The 16,820-nt window shown below is 66.1% G+C and carries 30 protein-coding genes, 1 tRNA gene and 2 pseudogenes; 2 read left to right on the top strand and 31 right to left on the bottom strand.

Going from position 1 to position 16,820, the window contains the following annotated elements; all coding sequences use genetic code 11:
• Positions 1–100 precede the first annotated feature (100 nt).
• The 6 genes from VV867_RS09140 to VV867_RS09115 form a co-directional block, all read right to left on the bottom strand.
• Positions 101–271 carry a hypothetical protein gene (locus tag VV867_RS09140; protein WP_328566175.1) on the bottom strand — a complete coding sequence of 57 codons (171 nt, stop codon included), beginning with the start codon at positions 269–271 and terminating at the stop codon, positions 101–103.
• Positions 268–990 (bottom strand): hypothetical protein, encoded by a 723-nt coding sequence (locus VV867_RS09135; protein ID WP_328566174.1) that lies wholly within the window; start codon positions 988–990, stop codon positions 268–270. Before VV867_RS09135 ends, VV867_RS09140 begins: the two co-directional genes overlap by 4 nt.
• Positions 991–1,082: 92 nt before the next feature.
• A complete protein-coding gene (locus tag VV867_RS09130; RefSeq protein WP_328566173.1) occupies positions 1,083–1,430 on the bottom strand; it encodes a hypothetical protein in 348 nt (115 codons plus the stop codon).
• The gene (locus VV867_RS31145; protein WP_442965013.1) at positions 1,427–1,831 is read right to left on the bottom strand and encodes a hypothetical protein; all 405 of its coding nucleotides are present in this window, start codon (positions 1,829–1,831) and stop codon (positions 1,427–1,429) included. The genes VV867_RS09130 and VV867_RS31145 overlap by 4 nt, the downstream gene beginning before the upstream one ends.
• A 176-nt stretch (positions 1,832–2,007) precedes the next feature.
• Positions 2,008–2,436: a hypothetical protein gene (locus VV867_RS09120; RefSeq protein ID WP_328566172.1), complete on the bottom strand. Its 429-nt coding sequence runs from the start codon at positions 2,434–2,436 to the stop codon at positions 2,008–2,010.
• A complete protein-coding gene (locus VV867_RS09115; protein ID WP_328566171.1) occupies positions 2,433–2,645 on the bottom strand; it encodes a hypothetical protein in 213 nt (70 codons plus the stop codon). The genes VV867_RS09120 and VV867_RS09115 overlap by 4 nt, the downstream gene beginning before the upstream one ends.
• An 86-nt stretch (positions 2,646–2,731) precedes the next feature.
• Here VV867_RS09115 and VV867_RS09110 point away from each other — a divergent pair, with 86 nt between their 5' ends.
• A complete protein-coding gene (locus VV867_RS09110; RefSeq protein WP_328566170.1) occupies positions 2,732–2,968 on the top strand; it encodes a hypothetical protein in 237 nt (78 codons plus the stop codon).
• Between the two features lie 2 nt (positions 2,969–2,970).
• On the opposite strand, the gene VV867_RS09105 is transcribed toward VV867_RS09110, so the two are convergent.
• Positions 2,971–3,270: a hypothetical protein gene (locus VV867_RS09105; protein ID WP_328566169.1), complete on the bottom strand. Its 300-nt coding sequence runs from the start codon at positions 3,268–3,270 to the stop codon at positions 2,971–2,973.
• 150 nt (positions 3,271–3,420) lie between these two features.
• On the opposite strand from VV867_RS09105, the gene VV867_RS09100 reads away from it, so the two are divergent.
• Positions 3,421–3,505, top strand: a tRNA-Ile gene (locus VV867_RS09100).
• Positions 3,506–3,560: 55 nt separating this feature from the next.
• Here the strand turns inward: VV867_RS09100 and VV867_RS09095 are convergent.
• From VV867_RS09095 to VV867_RS08980, 24 genes and pseudogenes are all read right to left on the bottom strand, one after another.
• Positions 3,561–5,246, bottom strand: a complete 1,686-nt coding sequence (locus tag VV867_RS09095) for a DNA cytosine methyltransferase (RefSeq protein WP_328566212.1) — start codon at positions 5,244–5,246, stop codon at positions 3,561–3,563.
• Positions 5,246–6,046 (bottom strand): hypothetical protein, encoded by an 801-nt coding sequence (locus tag VV867_RS09090; protein ID WP_328566168.1) that lies wholly within the window; start codon positions 6,044–6,046, stop codon positions 5,246–5,248. The genes VV867_RS09095 and VV867_RS09090 overlap by 1 nt, the downstream gene beginning before the upstream one ends.
• The gene (locus VV867_RS09085) at positions 6,043–6,900 is read right to left on the bottom strand and encodes a DNA adenine methylase (RefSeq protein ID WP_328566167.1); all 858 of its coding nucleotides are present in this window, start codon (positions 6,898–6,900) and stop codon (positions 6,043–6,045) included. Before VV867_RS09085 ends, VV867_RS09090 begins: the two co-directional genes overlap by 4 nt.
• Positions 6,901–6,964: 64 nt before the next feature.
• On the bottom strand, positions 6,965–7,174 hold the full coding sequence (locus tag VV867_RS09080) for a LexA family protein (protein ID WP_328566166.1): 210 nt from the start codon (positions 7,172–7,174) through the stop codon (positions 6,965–6,967).
• Positions 7,171–7,404 carry a hypothetical protein gene (locus VV867_RS09075; protein ID WP_328566165.1) on the bottom strand — a complete coding sequence of 78 codons (234 nt, stop codon included), beginning with the start codon at positions 7,402–7,404 and terminating at the stop codon, positions 7,171–7,173. Before VV867_RS09075 ends, VV867_RS09080 begins: the two co-directional genes overlap by 4 nt.
• Complete coding sequence (locus VV867_RS09070) at positions 7,401–7,640, bottom strand: YlcI/YnfO family protein (RefSeq protein ID WP_328566164.1); 240 nt, start codon at positions 7,638–7,640, stop codon at positions 7,401–7,403. Before VV867_RS09070 ends, VV867_RS09075 begins: the two co-directional genes overlap by 4 nt.
• Complete coding sequence (locus tag VV867_RS09065) at positions 7,633–8,244, bottom strand: hypothetical protein (RefSeq protein ID WP_328566163.1); 612 nt, start codon at positions 8,242–8,244, stop codon at positions 7,633–7,635. The genes VV867_RS09070 and VV867_RS09065 overlap by 8 nt, the downstream gene beginning before the upstream one ends.
• Positions 8,237–8,425, bottom strand: a pseudogene (locus VV867_RS09060) (DNA translocase FtsK); the annotation flags it as partial. The gene VV867_RS09065 and the pseudogene VV867_RS09060, both read right to left, overlap by 8 nt.
• 93 nt (positions 8,426–8,518) lie before the next feature.
• Positions 8,519–9,436 (bottom strand): annotated as a pseudogene (rdgC, locus tag VV867_RS09055) (recombination-associated protein RdgC); the annotation flags it as partial.
• 15 nt (positions 9,437–9,451) lie between these two features.
• The gene (gene ssb / locus VV867_RS09050) at positions 9,452–9,913 is read right to left on the bottom strand and encodes a single-stranded DNA-binding protein (RefSeq protein ID WP_328566162.1); all 462 of its coding nucleotides are present in this window, start codon (positions 9,911–9,913) and stop codon (positions 9,452–9,454) included.
• A 224-nt stretch (positions 9,914–10,137) separates the two neighbouring features.
• The gene (locus VV867_RS09045; protein WP_328566161.1) at positions 10,138–10,323 is read right to left on the bottom strand and encodes a hypothetical protein; all 186 of its coding nucleotides are present in this window, start codon (positions 10,321–10,323) and stop codon (positions 10,138–10,140) included.
• A complete protein-coding gene (locus tag VV867_RS09040; protein WP_328566160.1) occupies positions 10,320–10,880 on the bottom strand; it encodes a hypothetical protein in 561 nt (186 codons plus the stop codon). The genes VV867_RS09045 and VV867_RS09040 overlap by 4 nt, the downstream gene beginning before the upstream one ends.
• A gap of 46 nt (positions 10,881–10,926) precedes the next feature.
• Entirely contained in the window at positions 10,927–11,238 is a 312-nt protein-coding gene (locus tag VV867_RS09035) for a hypothetical protein (RefSeq protein ID WP_328566159.1), read from the bottom strand.
• 4 nt (positions 11,239–11,242) lie between these two features.
• Positions 11,243–12,892, bottom strand: coding sequence for a YqaJ viral recombinase family protein (locus VV867_RS09030; protein WP_328566158.1), 1,650 nt, complete (start codon positions 12,890–12,892; stop codon positions 11,243–11,245).
• A complete protein-coding gene (locus tag VV867_RS09025) occupies positions 12,889–13,590 on the bottom strand; it encodes an ERF family protein (RefSeq protein ID WP_328566157.1) in 702 nt (233 codons plus the stop codon). The genes VV867_RS09030 and VV867_RS09025 overlap by 4 nt, the downstream gene beginning before the upstream one ends.
• Positions 13,591–13,603: 13 nt before the next feature.
• Positions 13,604–13,888 carry a helix-turn-helix transcriptional regulator gene (locus VV867_RS09020; RefSeq protein ID WP_328566156.1) on the bottom strand — a complete coding sequence of 95 codons (285 nt, stop codon included), beginning with the start codon at positions 13,886–13,888 and terminating at the stop codon, positions 13,604–13,606.
• Between the two features lie 7 nt (positions 13,889–13,895).
• Entirely contained in the window at positions 13,896–14,027 is a 132-nt protein-coding gene (locus tag VV867_RS09015) for a hypothetical protein (protein WP_281686734.1), read from the bottom strand.
• A 97-nt stretch (positions 14,028–14,124) separates the two neighbouring features.
• The gene (locus VV867_RS09010; RefSeq protein WP_281686735.1) at positions 14,125–14,415 is read right to left on the bottom strand and encodes a hypothetical protein; all 291 of its coding nucleotides are present in this window, start codon (positions 14,413–14,415) and stop codon (positions 14,125–14,127) included.
• A complete protein-coding gene (locus VV867_RS09005) occupies positions 14,412–14,618 on the bottom strand; it encodes a hypothetical protein (protein ID WP_328566155.1) in 207 nt (68 codons plus the stop codon). Before VV867_RS09005 ends, VV867_RS09010 begins: the two co-directional genes overlap by 4 nt.
• Entirely contained in the window at positions 14,615–14,752 is a 138-nt protein-coding gene (locus VV867_RS09000; RefSeq protein ID WP_328566154.1) for a hypothetical protein, read from the bottom strand. The genes VV867_RS09005 and VV867_RS09000 overlap by 4 nt, the downstream gene beginning before the upstream one ends.
• 2 nt (positions 14,753–14,754) lie before the next feature.
• Positions 14,755–15,234, bottom strand: a complete 480-nt coding sequence (locus VV867_RS08995; protein WP_328566153.1) for a zinc-finger-containing protein — start codon at positions 15,232–15,234, stop codon at positions 14,755–14,757.
• Positions 15,235–15,537: 303 nt separating this feature from the next.
• The gene (locus VV867_RS08990) at positions 15,538–15,774 is read right to left on the bottom strand and encodes a hypothetical protein (RefSeq protein ID WP_267853101.1); all 237 of its coding nucleotides are present in this window, start codon (positions 15,772–15,774) and stop codon (positions 15,538–15,540) included.
• Between the two features lie 5 nt (positions 15,775–15,779).
• Positions 15,780–15,971 carry a hypothetical protein gene (locus VV867_RS08985; RefSeq protein ID WP_328566152.1) on the bottom strand — a complete coding sequence of 64 codons (192 nt, stop codon included), beginning with the start codon at positions 15,969–15,971 and terminating at the stop codon, positions 15,780–15,782.
• Positions 15,972–16,063: 92 nt separating this feature from the next.
• Positions 16,064–16,639 carry a hypothetical protein gene (locus tag VV867_RS08980; RefSeq protein WP_328566151.1) on the bottom strand — a complete coding sequence of 192 codons (576 nt, stop codon included), beginning with the start codon at positions 16,637–16,639 and terminating at the stop codon, positions 16,064–16,066.
• Between the last annotated feature and the right edge of the window lie 181 nt (positions 16,640–16,820).

Genomic DNA, 16,820 nt, shown 5'->3' with positions numbered 1-16,820 from the left:
GGGCAATACCTCATCGCGCCGGCTGACTGATGCTGGCCGGCGATGTTGGAGTGGGGTGGTGCTGAATGGGGGGTTAGCGCTGGAGCGGTACAGGCCGCAGTCACTGATGATCGCGTCCATCCCTGCCTCCCTTCTTCCGGAGGTCACGCTTCAGGGCAGTGACCTCGTTCTGCAGTTCGTTCCACTCCGGGTCGTTCCGGCTGTAGCTGGGGCTGCGCTTCATCAGCCGCTCCAGCCACTCGGTGATGCGCAGCAGGAAGCGGTAGATCACGCTTCACCTCCTGCCGGCTGAGGCGCGGCGGCGAGCGGCCCGAACCATTCGAATTCGCTGCTCAACTGAGCGATGGTGTAGCCGTATCCGAAGTCGGTCTCGGTGTTGTTCATGTGCAGGTTGCACCACAGCTCACCCTGATCGAGTTTCACAAGGATCACCGCTGGCTCATTGAGGCCATTGCCGCGAACCCAATAGGCCCCTTCGACAGTGGGCTTGGCGCTGCTCCACTCCGGTACCTGTCCAGCCAGGGCGCCCTGTGCCGCCCGCCAGATTTTCTCGCCCCAGCCCATGGCACAGGACTTACGCAATTCCCACTGCGCCGGATCATTCCACCATGCTTCGAAGCGCTCCCGCTCCCCCTGCGCGCCCTCTGCCTGCTCGGTGTGCTTCTGTACCGATGTCGCGATCTCTTCACATGCATCTGCCCAAGCATCCCCCTCCAGGTTCTCCAGCCAGTCGCAGGCGTCGCTCTGCCGGCCGGCGCCGCTATACAGCATCACTGCCTTGCGCGCCTGGATATCGGCATAGGCCTCGATCACGTCGCGAACATACTCGCGGTCGTCCGGCGGGTATCCGGCGAGCATTTCCTCAAGGGCGATGGTGGTGCCGTGCTTCGGGAGCCGGATGGATTCCAGCGCGCCCGGGCCGTTCCAGTGGCATTGGGCAGCCGTGTGCCCTTCCGCGCCGCAGAGGGCGCAGGCCTGTTGTTCGGTCATGGGTTATTCCTCGGTGGGCTTGGTCGGGGTACAGCGAAGGCAGGTGCAGGTGCCGATGCGCAGGCCTGTGCTTCGGCAGTAGGTCGGGCGGTTCACGGGGCTTTCTCCGCGGCCAGCAGCTCGTCGACCACCTCGCCGGTGTCGACGTAGTACCAGTCGCTGTCCGTCAGGTTGTTGATCATCTGGCGCGCGAAGTCGGCCGGCGGCATGCGGCGCTGGATGCGCTGGATCTTCGGCGGCGGCCCGCGCCAGGTCGGCTCGGCGCCGATGAGCTTGGCCGCGGCGAGGTTGTGGTGGCCGTCGAGGAGAATGCGGTACCGGCGGCCGCGCAGTTCCAGGTCCAGGGTGCGGACGATGAAGACCTTGAAGGCGCGAGCCTTGTGCAGGACGACCTGGCGGTCGAGGAAGCGCTGGCTGCTGATCAGGGGTGGGGTTGTCATGCTTTCCCCTCCAGCGGCGCGGTGCTGGCGCACCGGCTGCAGGCCCAATGCCGGGCGCCAGCCGGGCCAGCCAGGCGCATCGGCTCGCCGTGGCAGCGCGGCGGCTCCACCAGCCTGGCGCCGGGGATCGGGAAGGGCTGGCCCGGGTAGATGCTTGGGCGGTGGCGCCAGATCTTGTTCGGTTCCGCTGCGGAATAGGCGCCGTTGCGCAAGCCGCTCGGGTAGTGGCGGTTGGGCTCGTTCGGCGGGGCGCCGTCGGCCGAGTAGACAATCCGCTTGCTGCCGAACCAGGCACCGGTGTCGTCTTCCGGGTAGGTTGCCTGCCAGTCGCCAGCCTGCCACCAGCTCTCGCGTACCCACAGGCGGTCGCCTGGCCGGCCGTAGGGGCACTGCGAAAGCATTTCCTCCTTCCGCCCGAGCAGCGGCAGGCCCTTCCAGGTCCAAGAGCCGCCAGCAATTGCTGGTGGTGGAGCTGGAATGCCGATCGGTGCCGGTTTGATCGGGCGCCTGGTGACCGTCTTCCGGCCTTCCAGGATCGCGCGGACCATCGGCCCACTGAACAAGATGGGGCGTTCCGTCATTTTGATTTCTCCAGAGCGTGTATCCGCTTGATGGTCCAGGTGACGCTTGCGCCGACGATCTCGGCGACGGCCCGGATGCTTTTGCCCTCGGCGCGCAGCTCGCGGATCACGTCGTCGGCCGGGCAGCCCCAGCTCTCGGCGATCAGGTCCTCGCGCGGCACCTTGCGGGAGTTGGATTCGTTGAGCGGCGTGGTCAGCGCCTCCTCCAGGCTCATGCCCTTCTGCATGCGGTTCAGGACGGTGCGCTGGTTGATGTGGTGCTGTAGGGCCAGGTCGAAGGTGACGGTCGCCGGCTTTCGCTTGCGGCGCAGCCCCAGGGCTTCCTCGACGGTCATCCCCGACCGCACGCGGGCGCGCACGGTGTTCGGGGAAATGCCGGCGGCGCGGGCACGGCTGGCCATGTTCTCGGTGCCGAACTGGTTCATGACGGCGCTCCTGCTTTGGCGAGTTCGAACGGCTCGGCAATGATTTCGCCGAAGGCCCAGCGCGCTTGCTCGGCGGTGATGGGGATAACGACCAAGCCGGCGGCCAGGGCCTCCATCACGTCGTCAGGGTGGCGCCGAGCGATGAGGGTGCACTCGCGCGTCTTGGGGTTCACGCCGGCGATGGCCAGCGGCTCGTTTTCTGCGGGCATGAGCGTTCCTTGCGCCTACTGGCGCGGTGATATCGAGTTGAGGTAGGTTCAGATGTTCCGGCGCGGGGCCGGAGTGGAGGTGTTCGATGGAGTGCTTTATCTGTAGCGAAGAGGCCGAGCGTTTGCCTGCCGGCGGAGACTGGGCTGCGTTGAACTGCCCCGACTGTGGGCGCTATCGGGTGACAGGAACGCTGGTGGCTATCATGCGGGCCGGGAACGAGAAGCTTGACCGGGAACCTACGCTGCAGTGGCTGGCACGCCGACGGGAGTTCGATGATTTCCCGCTTATCGGTGAATTCGACGCATTTGTCGTGCGCAAATAGCCCTACCGTGCTGGCACCATGCAGTGCCAGGACTGCGCGTAGACCGTGTTGCCGATGAACTCGACGCCGGTGATGACCAGGGCGTTCGTGGCCATGCCGTGTACCTGGACGTCGTATAGCGGGTGGAGCGCCAGCGCATTCGGGGCCGTCTTCAACGTCTCGGCGATCAGCGACGGGCGGCCCATGGGCGACTGCTGATCCATCCGGATGTAGACGTCTCCCCGGAACGGCACCGCGGTGTCGAACTCTCGGCGAGGGATGGGCTTGCCGTTACGGCGCATAGGGCGGATGTCGAAGTGCATGGCTAATACTGTATAAATAAACAGTATTCTGTTTGATGGAGAGCTGACGGTCCAGTGCTACTGGTCAGCCTGTGATGGCTACTTGACATTATATTGCTAGTTCGCATATAGTTTGCGGGCTTCGCCATCTGCGGAAAGCCTGCGCTTTCCAGAGCTGGCAGAGTGGTTGATCGCGCCGACCTGATAAATCGGTAAGGGCGTAAGCCCTTCACGGGTTCGAATCCCGTGCTCTCCGCAAAGCCCCCTCCATTTCATCCAGAAATGGAGGGGGCTTTTCCGGTTCTAGGGGGCTAGTTTTCTGCTGCCTGGGCGACGCTGAGCGCTACCGCCACGTTGCGCACCCAGATCGGGGTGTTGCTGAGCATGAAGGTTTCACCCATGCCGGCCAGCAGCAGGGTCGTTCCCATCACCTCGCCAATCGCCTGAGCCGCCTTGGGTGGTACGGCGTTGCCGATGCGCTCGCTCCAGTCCTTGTCGCTCATGCCGTCGAGCACCAGGTACTCCTCGGGCTCGACCAAGCTCTGTAGCGCGGCCTTTTCCAGCGTGGTGAAGGGGCGGTGCCAGGTGCCGTCGAGGCTGCGGATGATGCAGGTCAGGCGTTCGTCTGCTGCCGGGATGCGCGGATCGGCGACGCTGAATCGGCCGCTGTCGTAGCGGGAGCTGGCCGCGATGGCGCCGGAGTGCTGGTCGAATCCGATCACCCCGTAGTGGCCGCCGGTCAAGTAGTTGTCGCCCTTGCCGCGGTGCAGGATGCGTGGGTCGGCCACTGACTGCTGGCCGCCCTGGACACCCTTGCCGCCGGCGATGATGGTCCCTGCGGTCTGGTCGTAGCGGATCACCCGATAGTTGCTGCTGTGGCGTTTCTCCCAGTTGGGGCGAGGATCAGCGACGCTGAAGGTGCCTTGGCCCGGCATGGTCTGCCCGGGGATCGTCGGCGAGGACTCGGCCCAGCGGATCACGCCGAACTGCTGGCCGTGGTTCCAGTTCGAAGCCTGGCGGTAGCGCGGGTCGGCGACCGAGAACGCTCCATTGGTGGGGCCGGAGCGGCCGGCGATGGTGCCGGCGGTGTCGTCCCACCCATGCACGCCCATGTAGCCGGACCGGTACTCCGGCACGATCACCAGGTCGCGTAGGTGTCCATCCTCGACGGCGAGGTCGTTCAGGCTGCGCCAATCGCTGCCAGCGCGCACCAAGGCCAGACGTACCCAGGTCTTCCACTGCAGCGACGGAACGCGGTGCATCGGGCCCGCAGCTTCGATGTCTCCGGGCAGCGGCATGCGACCGAGGATGTCGCCGACCGCGCGCAGGCTCTTCTTCTCCGGCTCGTAGAGGAACGGCGGCACCTTCTCGACGTGGCGGGCGACCAGCAGGAAGCGCTTGCGCGACTGGGCCAGGCCGCCCAGCTCGCCGCAGTCGTGAGTGGTCTCGGCCACGGCGTAGCCGTAGTGGCTGAGCAGGCTGTTGATCTGGTCGAGCAGGTGGCGGCCGCGAGTTGCCAGACGCGGCACGTTCTCGAAGACGATCAGCGGCACCGGGTCGTCCTTCCAGGCCTCGCCCATCAGCCAGATACAGCGCAGAGTCAATTCGTTGAGTGCCTGGTATTTCGGGGTGAGGCTCAACTTCTCGGACAGCAGGCCGGAGGCCCCCTTGCAGGGGCTGGAGATGAACACCGCGTCCGGGCGCTTGCCCTGGGCGGCGCGGCGCACATCCTCGGGGGTGGCCTCACGCCAACCAGGCGGCGGTTCCTTTCCGTGAAAGTCGATGTACTGGTCGCGGGTGAACAGATCGAGCAGAGTGCCAGGCACGCCGGCCAGGCGTGAGAAGTCAGCCAGTCCGGCCGGGTCGACGTCGATGCCGCCCAGGCATTCCCACTGAGCTTCGACGTTGCCCACGCGCGGGCGTGCCCTATTGAAGCCCTTGGCGCCGCCGCCCAGGCCGCAGCAGAAGTGGAAATGGTACAGGGTGCGCTTGATCATCATGCAGCGGGTTCCTTGTGGATGATGTCGGCCTCTGCCATCTCGCAGAAGAAGGAGCAGGAGGGGATGGCTTCGTTGCGGCGGATCGGGCCGTCTGGGAGGTCGCGGAGCGAGTAGCGCTCGCCAGTCTGGCGGTTGCGGAACAGGTACGAGCCAGGGCCGAGTTCGTCCTGCACCTTGCACAGGGCTTCGAACTGTTCGGGGAAATCCTGGCGGATGGCTCGGAAGTAGCCTTCGCCTCCCTTCACGCAACCGATGCAGTTCGCGTTCTCGTAGCCCAGGCGGTACATGGCCGGCAGTTCGATACCGGCGCGAGCGATGATGGCTTTGCAGTCCTCCTTGCCCAGGCCACGCTCAATCAGCGGCGCGATCACCGGGCGGTCGGGGTTCCGCTCGCGGAAGTCCTCCAGGCGGTGTCCTTCCTCTGCCGTGAAGCCGAGCACCATCACGTCGCCGGGGTGCTTCCAGGCATCCAGCAGGCGGCGCTTCAGCAGCTTGGTGCAGGGCGCGCCGGTGCGGCCCTTCATGTAGCGCTCGCGGCGGAAGACGTTGAGCACGTCGGCTCCGTACTTCTCGTCGCGCAGGATCGTGTACTGGCGGCCACTCCAGTCCTGGCAGTCGGCCAGGAAGCGGCGGTTGTCTTCGTGCTCGTTGGCGAGGAAGGCGTTGAGGAACTGCACGTCGTGGGTGTCGCCGTACTGCGCAAGGGCTAGCTTGCCGGCGACCGCCGAGGCGGCTCCGCAGCTGAACTGGACCACGATGCGCGAGTCGGGCTTGATGATGTCGGCCTGGCTGCTCATGCTGCTGGCTCCCGGGTGTCGTGGAAGATGTCGAGTTGAGCAAGGCCGCGTCGTGCTGCCGGATTGAGCCAGAGGCATTCGATGCGATCGCGCGCGCCATCGGCGAGAGCGTTGCGCTCCAGGCGGTACCAGTCGCGGTAGAGGCGGTCGTAGAGCGGGCAGGGGTAGCCGGAGAGCACGACCATGCCGCGCAGCTCCTTGAGGAACTTGGCCAGGTCGCGGTGCTGGGCGTCGCTCAGCTCGTGGCGATATGACTTGCCGGTGGCGTTGTGGCGGACTTTGGTGCTGCGGGTGGAGTGGACGTAGGGCGGATCGACATAGTGCAGCGTGCTCGGCCGATCTTGGTGCGCCATCACGTCCAGGGCGTCGCGGTTCTCGATTACCACCCCTTGGAGTCGCTCGGTGATCGCCGACAGGGCCTCAGGGTAGTTCCTCCAGTCGAGCGCCGGCGCAGTGCCGGACTGCGCAGACGAGGACCGAAAGCCTGTGCGCTCACCGCTCGCCGCGGCGCTGCCGAAGCCCTGGAAACTGCGGACCACCATCCGCCTGGCGCGCTCAAGCGGATCCGTCGTTTCGCCGTAGCTCGCGTCGAATTCCTCCCGGGCGAATGGCGTCAATGCCAGCGCCCGGAGCAACTCTTCGCCACGGTCGCGGGCGACGCGGAACAAATTCACCACGTCCCCGTCGAGGTCGTTGTAAATCTCGGCGTAGCTGCGGGCCTTCCGCAGCAGGACAGAGGCGGCCCCGCCGAACGGTTCGACATAGGTGTGGTGCGGGGCGAGGTGCTGGATGATCCACGGGGCGAGCAGCCACTTTCCGCCGTGGTAGCGGAGGATCGGGCGGGTTGGGGGCATGGGTACTCCAGGGCGAACGCCGCCGTGCCGCCGGCGGAGCCGCGGCATTCAGGCGCAGGAGGGGTTACGGGAGGCGGATGCTGCGCGCGACGCCGGCGTCGCGCTTGATGTGGCCTTTCTCCTCGAGGGCGTCGAGGCGCTGCTGCATGGCGAAGGGGCGGACGCCGGCCGCGGCGGCCAGCTCGGCTACGGTGGGCGCGTAGCCTTTCTCCGCCCAGAACGCCCGGATGTGCCCGAGCGTTTCGTCCTGCATGGGGGAGGGTGGTCGCTTCATGGCTTCTCCTCGTGGCCAAGGCAATAGCCCTGGCTGTCGAAGTGGTCGCAGCCGATCGGCATGACCTCGAAGCCTTTGCCGGCCATGTCCTGGGCGAGGCGCAGAACCTCCTCGCCCGGGAGGCTTCGCCCGGTGCTGGCCTCCTTCAGCAGGCCATCCAGGCGACGCGGCGTCCTGGCGTAGCGGATCACGCCATTGGCGATGTCGATCGAGCAGTGGTGGATGGTCACGACAGCAGCCCGGCGCGATCGTCCATGCGCCGCTCCAAGGCCGCCAGGCGCTCGCCGAGGTGGCTGACCAGGTCCGGCTCGCCGGCGGCGCGGGCCAGCTTCTCCTCGATCGCCTGGACGATGAAGCTGTTCATGCTGATGTGGTCGGTTTTGCTGCGCTGCTCGACCTGGTCGCGCATGCCGTCGGGCAGGCGGGCGACGAACTTGTCGGCGGTGCGGGAGTTTCCGTTACGCATGGGCGGCCTCCTTGGGCTTGGCTGCGTTGTTTTTGCGGTCGCGGGCGGCGAAGTAGGCGCTGGAGAGGATCTCCTCGGCGCCTTCGATCCACCCGTAGGAGGGTTGGTGGTTGGAAATCTTGGCCAGGTGCTCGTGCTCGTTGATGGGGAAGCCGAGGTTGAAGTAGGCGGCTCCGCTGACCTCGAACATGATGCCGCCGCACAGCAGCAGGTTGCCGGTGTTGATGCCGAGCTGCTGCCAGGTGCTGTGGCTGCTGATCCGCTTCGGGCAGTACTCCTGCCATAGGGCGACCAGGCGGGCGTGCTCCTTGCGGATCGCTGCGCGCTCGGTCTTGCTGGAGCCCTTGGGCGGCTGGCCGGCGGTTCGCAGGTTGCGGAAGCCGTAGTTGTCCGGCTGGCGCCAGTGCACGTCGAGGTCGGGCGCCGGGGGCAGCTTCAGGCCGCCGATGTACTGGGAGTCGATGCCGCGCATCACTGAGGCCTCGGCGCCGAAGGCCTCGCCGAGCTGCTTGCGCTGGGCCTCGAACACGTCGCGCTGCAGGTACCAGGCGCGCACCAGGGCGACGATGCGCGGGGTGGTGGAGCAGTAGTAGAAGCTATCCATGGGCCACCACCTCGCGCTCGCCGTGGCTGTTCATCGGGGTGACGACGCCGGCCAACTCCATTGCCTCGATCAGTCGGGCCGCGCGGTTGTAGCCGATCAGCAGCTTGCGCTGGACCGAGGAGATCGAGGCGCGCCGGGTTTCGCGGACATGGCGTACCGCTTCCGGATACAGCGGGTCGGCGTCGGCCTCCTTGGGGGTGCCGCTGGCCTGGCCGGGCTCTTGGGTATCGATGCCGGCGTCTTCTGCTGGCGAGGCCTCCTCTCGAACTCCGTCGATCCCCTGCGGAAACTCCTCGCCGCCCAGGGCCTCGAAGAGCGCGGGCAGGAACTGGCGGAAGGTGAGCATCATCAGCACGAAGCTCGCATCGAGCTGGCCCGCGGCATCGTCGCCGCCGTCCTTCTCGGCCTGCTCCTGCAGCAGGTCCTCGAAGCGCAGGCGCTTGATCGCCAGCCGGTCGTCGATCACGAAGCTGACTTTGTCCGACCAGGCCAGGGCGGCCTGGGTAACCAGCTTCCCGGCGGTGAGGTGCAGTTGCATCTCCTCGCTGGTCAGGTCCTGGCGGGTGGCCACGACCTTGCCGCCGTCCTCGTGGGTGTCGGCGAGCACCGCGCTATCCAGCACGTGGAAGTCGCCGCCGGCTGCCTGGTTCTTCATCCAGTCGGTGAGGGTGGCGCTGGGCGCGACCTTCACGCTGATCGGCCGCACCGGCAGCGAGCCCAGGGCCTCGCGCAGGGTGGACAGCAGGTCCTCGGCCTTCTTCGCGCTGTTGGTGTCGACCAGCACCAGGCCGCGCTCCAGATCCAGCGCGGCGAAGGTGGTGGACTTGCGGATGAAGGCGTGCGGCAGCAGGGCCTGGACGATCTCGTCCTTGAGCTGGTCGCGCTCCTTCTTGAACACCTTGCGCATCTGGTCGGTTTCGATCTGCTCGACCTTCTCCTTCAGCTCATCGCGCACCACGCTGCCGGGCAGCATGCGCTCCTGCTTGCGGGTGGCGATCAGCAGGAAGCCGTGGCTGGAGTGCACCAGCGGCGCGTCCGGCCCCTTGCCGAACGGGGCGGCGAAGCCGTAGGTGGTCGGTTCCTGGCTGGCGCAGGGGCGTGCCGGTTTGCTGGCCAGGGCCTGCTCCAGCGCCGCGGCGTCGATCTGCAGGTCTTGGGTGAGGCGGTAGATTTGCAGGTTGCGGAACCACATGGCGGGCTCTCCTGGTCAGAACGGGATGTCTTGGTCGAAATCGTCGTAGTCGGCGGCCGGCTGTGGCTGGTGGTGGGTGGTGGGCCGCGGCGGCGGTTCGCGGTTGCCGCGCGGTTGCTGCGCCTGGTCGGGCTTGCCGCCGAGCAGTTGCATGTTCCCGTTGATGTCCACCATCACCTCGGTGGTGTAGCGGTCAGTGCCGTCCTGGGCCTGCCACTTCCGGGTGCGCAGCTTGCCCTCGATGTAGACCTGCGAGCCCTTGCGGACGTACTGGGCGGCTATCTCCGCCAGGCGGCCGAACAGGGCGATCCGGTGGAATTCGGCTCGCTCCATCTGCTGCCCGGTCTGCTTGTCCTTCCAACTCTCGTTGGTGGCCAGGGTGAAGTTGGTGACCGCGTTGCCGTTGGGCAGGTAGCGGGTTTCCGGGTCCTGGCAGGCATTGCCCACCAAGATGACTTTATTGACGCCGCGGCTCATACCACGTGCCTCCATGTTTCATTGCGAACGATCTGGCCGATGGCTACCTGAGAAACGCCGAAGCGCGCTCGGCGAACGCGCACCCGGATGCCGCACCGGCGGCTGGCGCCGGCGCAGGCGGTTGAGGAGAGGGATGGATCGGTCGATGGGGCGCTAGACGCGCCAGGACCTGTCGGAGGGCTTCATCCGGCGGATGTAGAGCACGCCCTTACGGTGCTTGGTGCTCATGGCTTGGCGGCCTCCGGTTTCGCTACGGGGAATGCGGCGTTGGCTTCGCCGTGCTCCCGCAGCATCTTGTAGATGTCTAGGCTGACCACCATGGTGCGGTGGGGCAGCACGGAGTTCGGGATGACGGTGATGCCGTTGAAGGTCGGCATGCCGGGCTGTATGGGCTTGGCGTCCTGGATCATGGCTTGCCGCCCTCCACCTTGCGGTAGCCGGCGTCGTACAGCAGGTTGCAGAACTTGGTGCGGCTCAAGGTGCCGCACTGGTCCACGTCCAGCATTTCCTGGATGGTCTTCTTGCGCTCCTCGGCGGCGATCTGCTCCGGGGTTGGCAGCGGGCTGAAACGGTCCGCTACGGCCTGCTCAACCTCGCGGCCACCGCCATCCGGGCAGGGGAACGCGAACACGGCTACCGTGCTCATTCCGATGGGGCGGTAGTGCGCAAGGATTTCCACCTCCACGCCGTCGCGCAGTTCCTTGTGCCACTCGGTGCCCTGGCTCAGGCTAAACACGCAGCGAGTACCAACGGGCGGCAGGCCCTGGCCGTCCCACGGGGTCGGGCGAGCCTCTACCAGCTTGAATGCGCTGTGGTCGAAGGCGCATTCATTGGTCCACTCCACCATGTGTCCGTTGCCTATCAGGTAGCTGTAGCCTTCGTCGCCAAGCCATGCCTGTTCATGTGCCGGGTTCAAGCAAAGCGATTTCGCCCACGCGGGCGCCTTGCTCCAGTCGATGCTAGTCATGCTCATGTCCTTGAATTGGGCCGGCGGGGCCGGACCAGGGGGGGGATCAGTACTGACCGTGGCCGCCGTAGCCGGAGTCGAGCGGGTGGCCCCAGTCGTCATCCTCGGCCTCGCGTATGGCCTTCGCTTGTGCCTGTAGCGTGCGCATGGCCTGCTCGAAAGGAACCACGCAGGCGCGGTTCTTCTTCAGGCGAGCGGCGGCGAATTCGGCCGCCTCGCGCTTGCGGTAGTTGATGGCGATGGACCAGTCGTCGCTGGTCCACCAGAGGCGCCGCGACTTGCTGCGATCCACCAGCGCCAGGGTATGGATGCCCAGGCTTTCGCCGGCGCGTGCGTCGCAGATGATGGCGAACCCCATAGCGCTAGGCCGCCTTCGCCGGAACGCGCTCAACGACAACGCCCGGCAGCTTCAGCGCCTGGCCTTTGTCGTTGGCCAGACTGTCCAGAGCGGGCTGGTCGACGATGAGCAGGTCTTCGGTGGCCAGGCCCTCGGCGATGGCAGCGATGAAGGCGCTCTTGTCGATGATGCGGGCGATCCAGCGGGTTGCTGACACCGGCGCGGAGCGGGAAGGTGCGGAGACGCGGGCGGGGGCCGGGGCAGCAGGAGCAGGATCCGGTTCGGCTTCGGCTTCGGCTTCGGCTGCGGGTTGTTCCTGGGCTGCGGCCAGCTGTTGCTCGTGCTCCAGGCGCTGGCGCTCTTCCTCGCGGATGCGTTCGCGTTCGGCCTCGAGGCGACGTTCCTCTGCCTCCTTGTGTTCGGCGATCCGGGCGTTGATCAGCAGCACCAGGTCGTCGTTGTTTTTCAGCACCAGCTGCTGGGCATCGCTGAACAGGAAGGCGTGGTCGGTCGCCAGTTCGCGCAGGCTGGCCAGGTTCTGCTCGATGAGCGTGGCCCACTTGTCGGCCTCGATCTTCGCCCGGGCCAACTCGCCGTTTGCGCCATCCTGCAGGCCGGTGATCGTCTTCTTGCCCTTGATGGCGTTGGCGAAGTCGACGGGGATGACCGGGAGCTGCACCTTACCCAGGCGCTGGTTGATGGCCGCCACGTAGTCACGGAAGTCCTGCTCGGCCTTGCCCTTGATCTTCAGCCGGATGGCTTCCTTCTGGGTTTTGACCAGCTTGTCCAGCGTCAGGCGCTTGGCCCGCGTCTCCGCGGCGATTTCGTCGATGGTGCGGAACAGCTCGTCGATCGAGGCAGTCTGGCTCAGCGCATGCTGCTTCGCCGCCTCAAGGCGCTCCTCGGCGTTCTCGCACCACTTCACGGTCAGCGCCGCGTCGGCGAAGTGCTGGTCGGTGGTCAGGTTGGTGTTGATCTTGGCCAGCACGCCCAGGGCGGTCGCCTTGAATTCGGCCAGGTTGCTGGCCTCGACCATGCCGGTGACCTTGATGTGCAGGGCCGGCAGGTGCTCCGGCGCGCGGCCCACGGCTTCGGCCTTGGGCGCCTCGACTTCGAAGGCCTCGAGGTCGGCGGCGAACTGGCGCCAGCCGGCTTGCAGAGCCTCGGCGCGGCCGGCGACCGGGCGGTATTCCATGTGCACGAAGTTGGCCCGGGTGCCGTCGGAGCAGACGAAGATCACGCGCTCGGCGCTGCTGACCAGCAGCTGCTGTTCCAACTGCCAGTAGTAGTGCGGCTCCAGCTCGCCGGCGTTGACCTGGGCGACGAGGTCGGCGTTCCACAGCTTGTGCTCGAACAGGACGATCTCGGCCATGTCCATGCCGTCCATGCTCGCCAGCAGGTTGCCCTCGGTCGCGGTGACCGGATACAGCTCCTCGCCGATCATCTCCTCGACGATCAGCCGGGCGGCGGCCTCGGCGGCGTGGCCGCGGTTGAACAGTGCCTGCTGGTGCGGGCTGACTTCTTCGGTCAGGCCGGTCTTCTTCTGCTTCAGCAGGTCGCTGCGGGACTGGTACTTCGACGCGCCCATCATCGCCGGGGCCTCGGAAGCGGTGAAGTGCTGCGCGCGCAGGGCGTGCCACTCGGGCGAGCCCTGGACTACGTTGTGGATGATCATGCAGTTGCTCCTTCGGTGGCCAGGCCGCGGATCTTCTCGACCTGTTGGGGGGATAGGGTGTTGCCGCTGCTGACCGTGGCGATCACCTGGTCGGCGGTCTTCTTGCCGCTGGTGATGAGGTTTCGCCATTGCGGCAGCATCTTTTCCAGCTTCTCGTCGGAGTACGGCGGCTTGCCGTTGCCCTCCGGCTGCTGCTGCTCTGCCTGTGCGCCCGGCTGGGTGTCGTCGTCCCGGTCACCGTTGGCGTCGAGGTCGTCGTCGGCGGCGATGTCCAGCAGCGCGGTCTTGGCGTAGCGGCGGAGGTAGGACACGATCGCGCCGTAGTCCTTGATGTCGCGTTTTTCTTGCGCGGGGAGAGGGATTTCATCCTCGATACAGGCGCCGCCGGCGTGGGTCAGGCGCGTGTAGATCGAGGTCCCGGTGGTCGTGGTACTGCGCCCGATTGATTGCATCGTGCCCAGGCCGTTCTGGCTGAGCGCCTTCCGCGTCTTGCTGTTGACCTCTTCGAGATCGGCGTAGCGGAACTTGTAGGAGCCGCGCTGCGCGCCGGTGGCTTTGTCCTTGATGGGGATCTCGACTTCGCGGTTCTTGGCGATCGGCTCGAATGCTCCCTGGGCTTTCGCGAAGGCCGCATAGAGCTGGGCGACCTGGTCGGGAGTGCCGTAGGTCGCGCGGTAGATCAGGATGGTGTCGTCCATGGTTTCTCCGTGGTCAGGCCGCAGTGCGGGCCTGCTTGGTGGCGTTGATCCAGGCCCGCACCTCGCCCAGGGGGAAGCCGACGGCCGCATTTCGGGCCTCGGATTCGCTGAGCTGCACCTGTTTGGGGAATTCCCCGGCGGCGATGCGGCGGTAGATCGTTGCCCTGCTCATGCCGGTCATCAGCTCGACGTCGCCGAAGCTGATGAACACGTCATCGCTGGTGATGGATTCGAGTTCCTTGGCGCGGGCGATGCGTCTCGCAGCGGTCCGCTGGCGGCGCTGTTCTGCTTTGGTCATTGGTGGCTCACTTCCCGGCGCTGGCGGCCGGCGTTTCTGCGGTGATGTGGCCGCCGATAGCGGGGCCGAGCATCAGGAGGAGGTAGAGGGCGCTGGCGCCGATGGCGCCGAGCAGGATGGCCTTGCGCTTCGGGTTCATTTCGGCATCAGCTCCCAGGCGAGCCAGCCGTAGAAGGGGGCGACGATGCCGAGTACCCCGGCCGCGGCGGCAATTTCGAGGAGGAGGCGACGGCGGCTCATGGCTTTTCCTCCGCTTCGGCAAGGGCATCACGAGCCAGTCGTGTCAGGGCGTGGCGGAGAGCCCTGTTCTTGGCCGTGAGTTCGGCGATGGAGCCGCGCAGGCTCTTGATCTCCCTGCCCATGCCTGCGCAGTTACCGCGGAGAGAGACATTTTCCGAGGCGGCGGCTCGGTAGCTGTCGATCAGCAGTTGCACTGGGCCAGCCATATGCCGGAGGCTGAACTCATCGCTCCTCTCCAGGTCCGTCAGTTGCTCGTCAGTGATGCTGGTGACGGGGCGAGTGGTCATCGTGTCCTCCCGATAAGCCTGTCCGTATAGGCGTGGTCCTGGTCGAGCAGATCGGCGCCGAGGCGCATGCTTTCGCCAGTGGTGATGGCCTGGGTGCGCTCGGCCATATCGATCAGGCCGCGCACATAGCTGATCTGGCAGAGCGGAACCTTCGACGTGGCGCACTCGGCGATCTGCTGCCGGATGTACTCGAAGTTGGTCATTCCGGTTCATCCTCCTCCGGTTCGTCTTCCGGTTCGGGATCGGGCTCATCCCAGGCGGGATCTTCTGCGCCATCCAGGGCGGCCTGGGCACGGCGGAGCGCCGCGCGATTGCGGTAATCGCTACGTGGCTGCATGGCTATTCCCTTTCGGCGAGGTACTGGTCACAGAGCTGTTTGGCCTGCTCGCACTGCTGGGTGCTGAACAGGCCGAAGTGGCATTCCTCAGTGCTGATGCCCATGTCCTGGGCCAGCCAGGCGTAGGCTTCCTTCCGGCGCATCCAGTCCTCGCGCCAGATGCGCTCGAAGGGTTTCTTGCAGCGGTTCCTGGCGTCGCGCAGCGGCTTGTCGGCCAGCGTGCCCAGCGGCAGGTCCGTGTCCGGGTGGAGGCCGACGTAGCGGCCACAGCCGACAGCGGTGCAGGCGTAAACGTAGGGCCAGTCGCCGTACTCGCGGCCGTAGATGGCGCTGTTGTTCATCAGCACGACCTGGCCGCCGCACTCGCAGATGGTCGGCGCCGGGAGCGCGTTGGGGACGCGCTTCAGGGCCTTGCGGCTCACGTAGGGCAGCGGCGCCGGCGGCGCCAGCTTCTTGGTGCAGAGGGCTCGAAGGTCGATCATGTTGGTATTCCTCGGTGTCGCCGGCATGCGGCAGCACACGGCCGCCACGGGTGTCTGCCGGTGGGCGCCGTGGGCGTGTGCTGTCGGATGCGGGCGTGAAAAAGAGCCCGGCCGGAGCCGGGCGAATGCGAGGGAAACTGCAAGGAGCTGCTCACGCAGCGGGGAGTGATCGGCGCGGGGCGTCCCCCTGGCGTCTGCGTTGGCTGCTTGCGTTCCAACCGGCTACGGCCTGATTACAAGTCAGGTGCCCGGCTCAGCTGCCGATCACTCTCCGATGCGCCCTGGCTGGGCCAGGGGATCGGATTAGGCGTTTCGGGCGGCGAGCATGTCGTCGGCGAAGCCGTAGGCATGCACCGCCACGTCTTGCCGGGCCGACATATCGCCGCCGGCGTTCTGTATGAGCGCCTGCATTGCCTTCGCCGCGAAGTAGTCGCGGAGGGACATTCCAGAGGCCAAGGCCTTCATCTCGTCCACGTTCGCTGGTTCCAGATTGAAGGGATCGTGTACCGGGAAGGCCGGGCCGCCATCGTTCTTGCTCATGGTGTTCAGCCCTCGCAACTCATCTGGTAGTAGCCGGCGCACGCCCTACTGCAGAACTCCAACTCCCTGGTGCGCACGTACTTCTTGCGGCGCACGTTGTCGTAGGCCTGGTCGATGATCTTTGCCTTCACCGGGGCTTCGGTGGGATTGCCGCAGTAGGTGCATTTCGCTGCTACGACGTTCTGTTGCTGGTCCATGGTGGTTCTCCTGGTTGGCATCCCGCTGCACCCGGTCGCCCAGGTGCAGAAGTGATGCTCTCGGGAGCCCCTGCCGTCGGCAGGGCGGCGGATTAGGCCTGGAGCTGCGCAAGAAGGCGCGGCACTTTGCCGACCTGGCCGGCGTGCTCACGGGCGCTGACCATGGAGGCAACGCGCATGCCGAGCGCTGCGCTGGCGTGCTGCGGGTAGCCGGTCTTCAGCATGCGGATGCGAACGTGGTTCGCATCGCGCGCAGTGGCCACGCACAGCTTGACCTGCAAATCGCGGCGATCGAGTTCGCTCAGGATTGCCGCCTGGGCCTTCTTCGCGCCCCAGGTCTCGGCGGCAAACTCAAGGTCGTGCAGCTCGTAGGTGGTCCAGTTCTCAAGCGAGTACATGTCGCCGCGCTCAATGGCGTTGATCATGCGGCGCTGGAACTTCAGCTTGGTCTCGTCCATCTCGGTTCTCCCTTCTGCTGCGCCCTGCGGGCGGTTGTCTTCCCGGATGCGCCTCTGGTGGAAGCGCATCGAGGAAATCGGGTATCTCTGGCCGGCGTTACGCGCCACATCCGGCTGGGCGATGACTTGTTCACGCCCGCCCACCCAGCGCACCAGGTAAGCGTTATCGGTCGTGCAGGTCGTTGACCTGGCCGGTTCCAGAGCCGGCATGGGGCGGAATTTCTGATTCGCGCTGTCCGACCCACCCAGGGCTGTGCCGCTGGGCGAGCCGGTCGCATTGCTGCGTCCCGTTTCCGGGGATCCGCCGCGAAGATCCTGAGTTATGTAAAGAGCGCGGCCTGATGGCCTGGCGCCAGTGATGCGATGGCGCTGAAGCGAAATTTAGAAAACT

Origin of the sequence: Pseudomonas sp. JH-2 (assembly GCF_036231725.1) — a bacterium.
Classification (GTDB): domain Bacteria; phylum Pseudomonadota; class Gammaproteobacteria; order Pseudomonadales; family Pseudomonadaceae; genus Pseudomonas; species Pseudomonas delhiensis.
Note: the sequence above shows the minus strand (reverse complement) of the source record. Positions and strands in the feature narration are given on the sequence as shown.

Coding starts and splice junctions, on each gene's coding strand:
- VV867_RS09135 (WP_328566174.1), bottom strand. CDS start 990: ATGACCGAACAACAGGCCTGCGCCCTCTGCGGCGCGGAAGGGCACACG.
- VV867_RS09130 (WP_328566173.1), bottom strand. CDS start 1,430: ATGACAACCCCACCCCTGATCAGCAGCCAGCGCTTCCTCGACCGCCAG.
- VV867_RS31145 (WP_442965013.1), bottom strand. CDS start 1,831: ATGCTTTCGCAGTGCCCCTACGGCCGGCCAGGCGACCGCCTGTGGGTA.
- VV867_RS09120 (WP_328566172.1), bottom strand. CDS start 2,436: ATGAACCAGTTCGGCACCGAGAACATGGCCAGCCGTGCCCGCGCCGCC.
- VV867_RS09115 (WP_328566171.1), bottom strand. CDS start 2,645: ATGCCCGCAGAAAACGAGCCGCTGGCCATCGCCGGCGTGAACCCCAAG.
- VV867_RS09110 (WP_328566170.1), top strand. CDS start 2,732: ATGGAGTGCTTTATCTGTAGCGAAGAGGCCGAGCGTTTGCCTGCCGGC.
- VV867_RS09105 (WP_328566169.1), bottom strand. CDS start 3,270: ATGCACTTCGACATCCGCCCTATGCGCCGTAACGGCAAGCCCATCCCT.
- VV867_RS09095 (WP_328566212.1), bottom strand. CDS start 5,246: ATGATCAAGCGCACCCTGTACCATTTCCACTTCTGCTGCGGCCTGGGC.
- VV867_RS09090 (WP_328566168.1), bottom strand. CDS start 6,046: ATGAGCAGCCAGGCCGACATCATCAAGCCCGACTCGCGCATCGTGGTC.
- VV867_RS09085 (WP_328566167.1), bottom strand. CDS start 6,900: ATGCCCCCAACCCGCCCGATCCTCCGCTACCACGGCGGAAAGTGGCTG.
- VV867_RS09080 (WP_328566166.1), bottom strand. CDS start 7,174: ATGAAGCGACCACCCTCCCCCATGCAGGACGAAACGCTCGGGCACATC.
- VV867_RS09070 (WP_328566164.1), bottom strand. CDS start 7,640: ATGCGTAACGGAAACTCCCGCACCGCCGACAAGTTCGTCGCCCGCCTG.
- VV867_RS09065 (WP_328566163.1), bottom strand. CDS start 8,244: ATGGATAGCTTCTACTACTGCTCCACCACCCCGCGCATCGTCGCCCTG.
- ssb (WP_328566162.1), bottom strand. CDS start 9,913: ATGAGCCGCGGCGTCAATAAAGTCATCTTGGTGGGCAATGCCTGCCAG.
- VV867_RS09045 (WP_328566161.1), bottom strand. CDS start 10,323: ATGATCCAGGACGCCAAGCCCATACAGCCCGGCATGCCGACCTTCAAC.
- VV867_RS09040 (WP_328566160.1), bottom strand. CDS start 10,880: ATGACTAGCATCGACTGGAGCAAGGCGCCCGCGTGGGCGAAATCGCTT.
- VV867_RS09035 (WP_328566159.1), bottom strand. CDS start 11,238: ATGGGGTTCGCCATCATCTGCGACGCACGCGCCGGCGAAAGCCTGGGC.
- VV867_RS09030 (WP_328566158.1), bottom strand. CDS start 12,892: ATGATCATCCACAACGTAGTCCAGGGCTCGCCCGAGTGGCACGCCCTG.
- VV867_RS09025 (WP_328566157.1), bottom strand. CDS start 13,590: ATGGACGACACCATCCTGATCTACCGCGCGACCTACGGCACTCCCGAC.
- VV867_RS09020 (WP_328566156.1), bottom strand. CDS start 13,888: ATGACCAAAGCAGAACAGCGCCGCCAGCGGACCGCTGCGAGACGCATC.
- VV867_RS09015 (WP_281686734.1), bottom strand. CDS start 14,027: ATGAACCCGAAGCGCAAGGCCATCCTGCTCGGCGCCATCGGCGCCAGC.
- VV867_RS09010 (WP_281686735.1), bottom strand. CDS start 14,415: ATGACCACTCGCCCCGTCACCAGCATCACTGACGAGCAACTGACGGAC.
- VV867_RS09005 (WP_328566155.1), bottom strand. CDS start 14,618: ATGACCAACTTCGAGTACATCCGGCAGCAGATCGCCGAGTGCGCCACG.
- VV867_RS09000 (WP_328566154.1), bottom strand. CDS start 14,752: ATGCAGCCACGTAGCGATTACCGCAATCGCGCGGCGCTCCGCCGTGCC.
- VV867_RS08995 (WP_328566153.1), bottom strand. CDS start 15,234: ATGATCGACCTTCGAGCCCTCTGCACCAAGAAGCTGGCGCCGCCGGCG.
- VV867_RS08990 (WP_267853101.1), bottom strand. CDS start 15,774: ATGAGCAAGAACGATGGCGGCCCGGCCTTCCCGGTACACGATCCCTTC.
- VV867_RS08985 (WP_328566152.1), bottom strand. CDS start 15,971: ATGGACCAGCAACAGAACGTCGTAGCAGCGAAATGCACCTACTGCGGC.
- VV867_RS08980 (WP_328566151.1), bottom strand. CDS start 16,639: ATGCCGGCTCTGGAACCGGCCAGGTCAACGACCTGCACGACCGATAAC.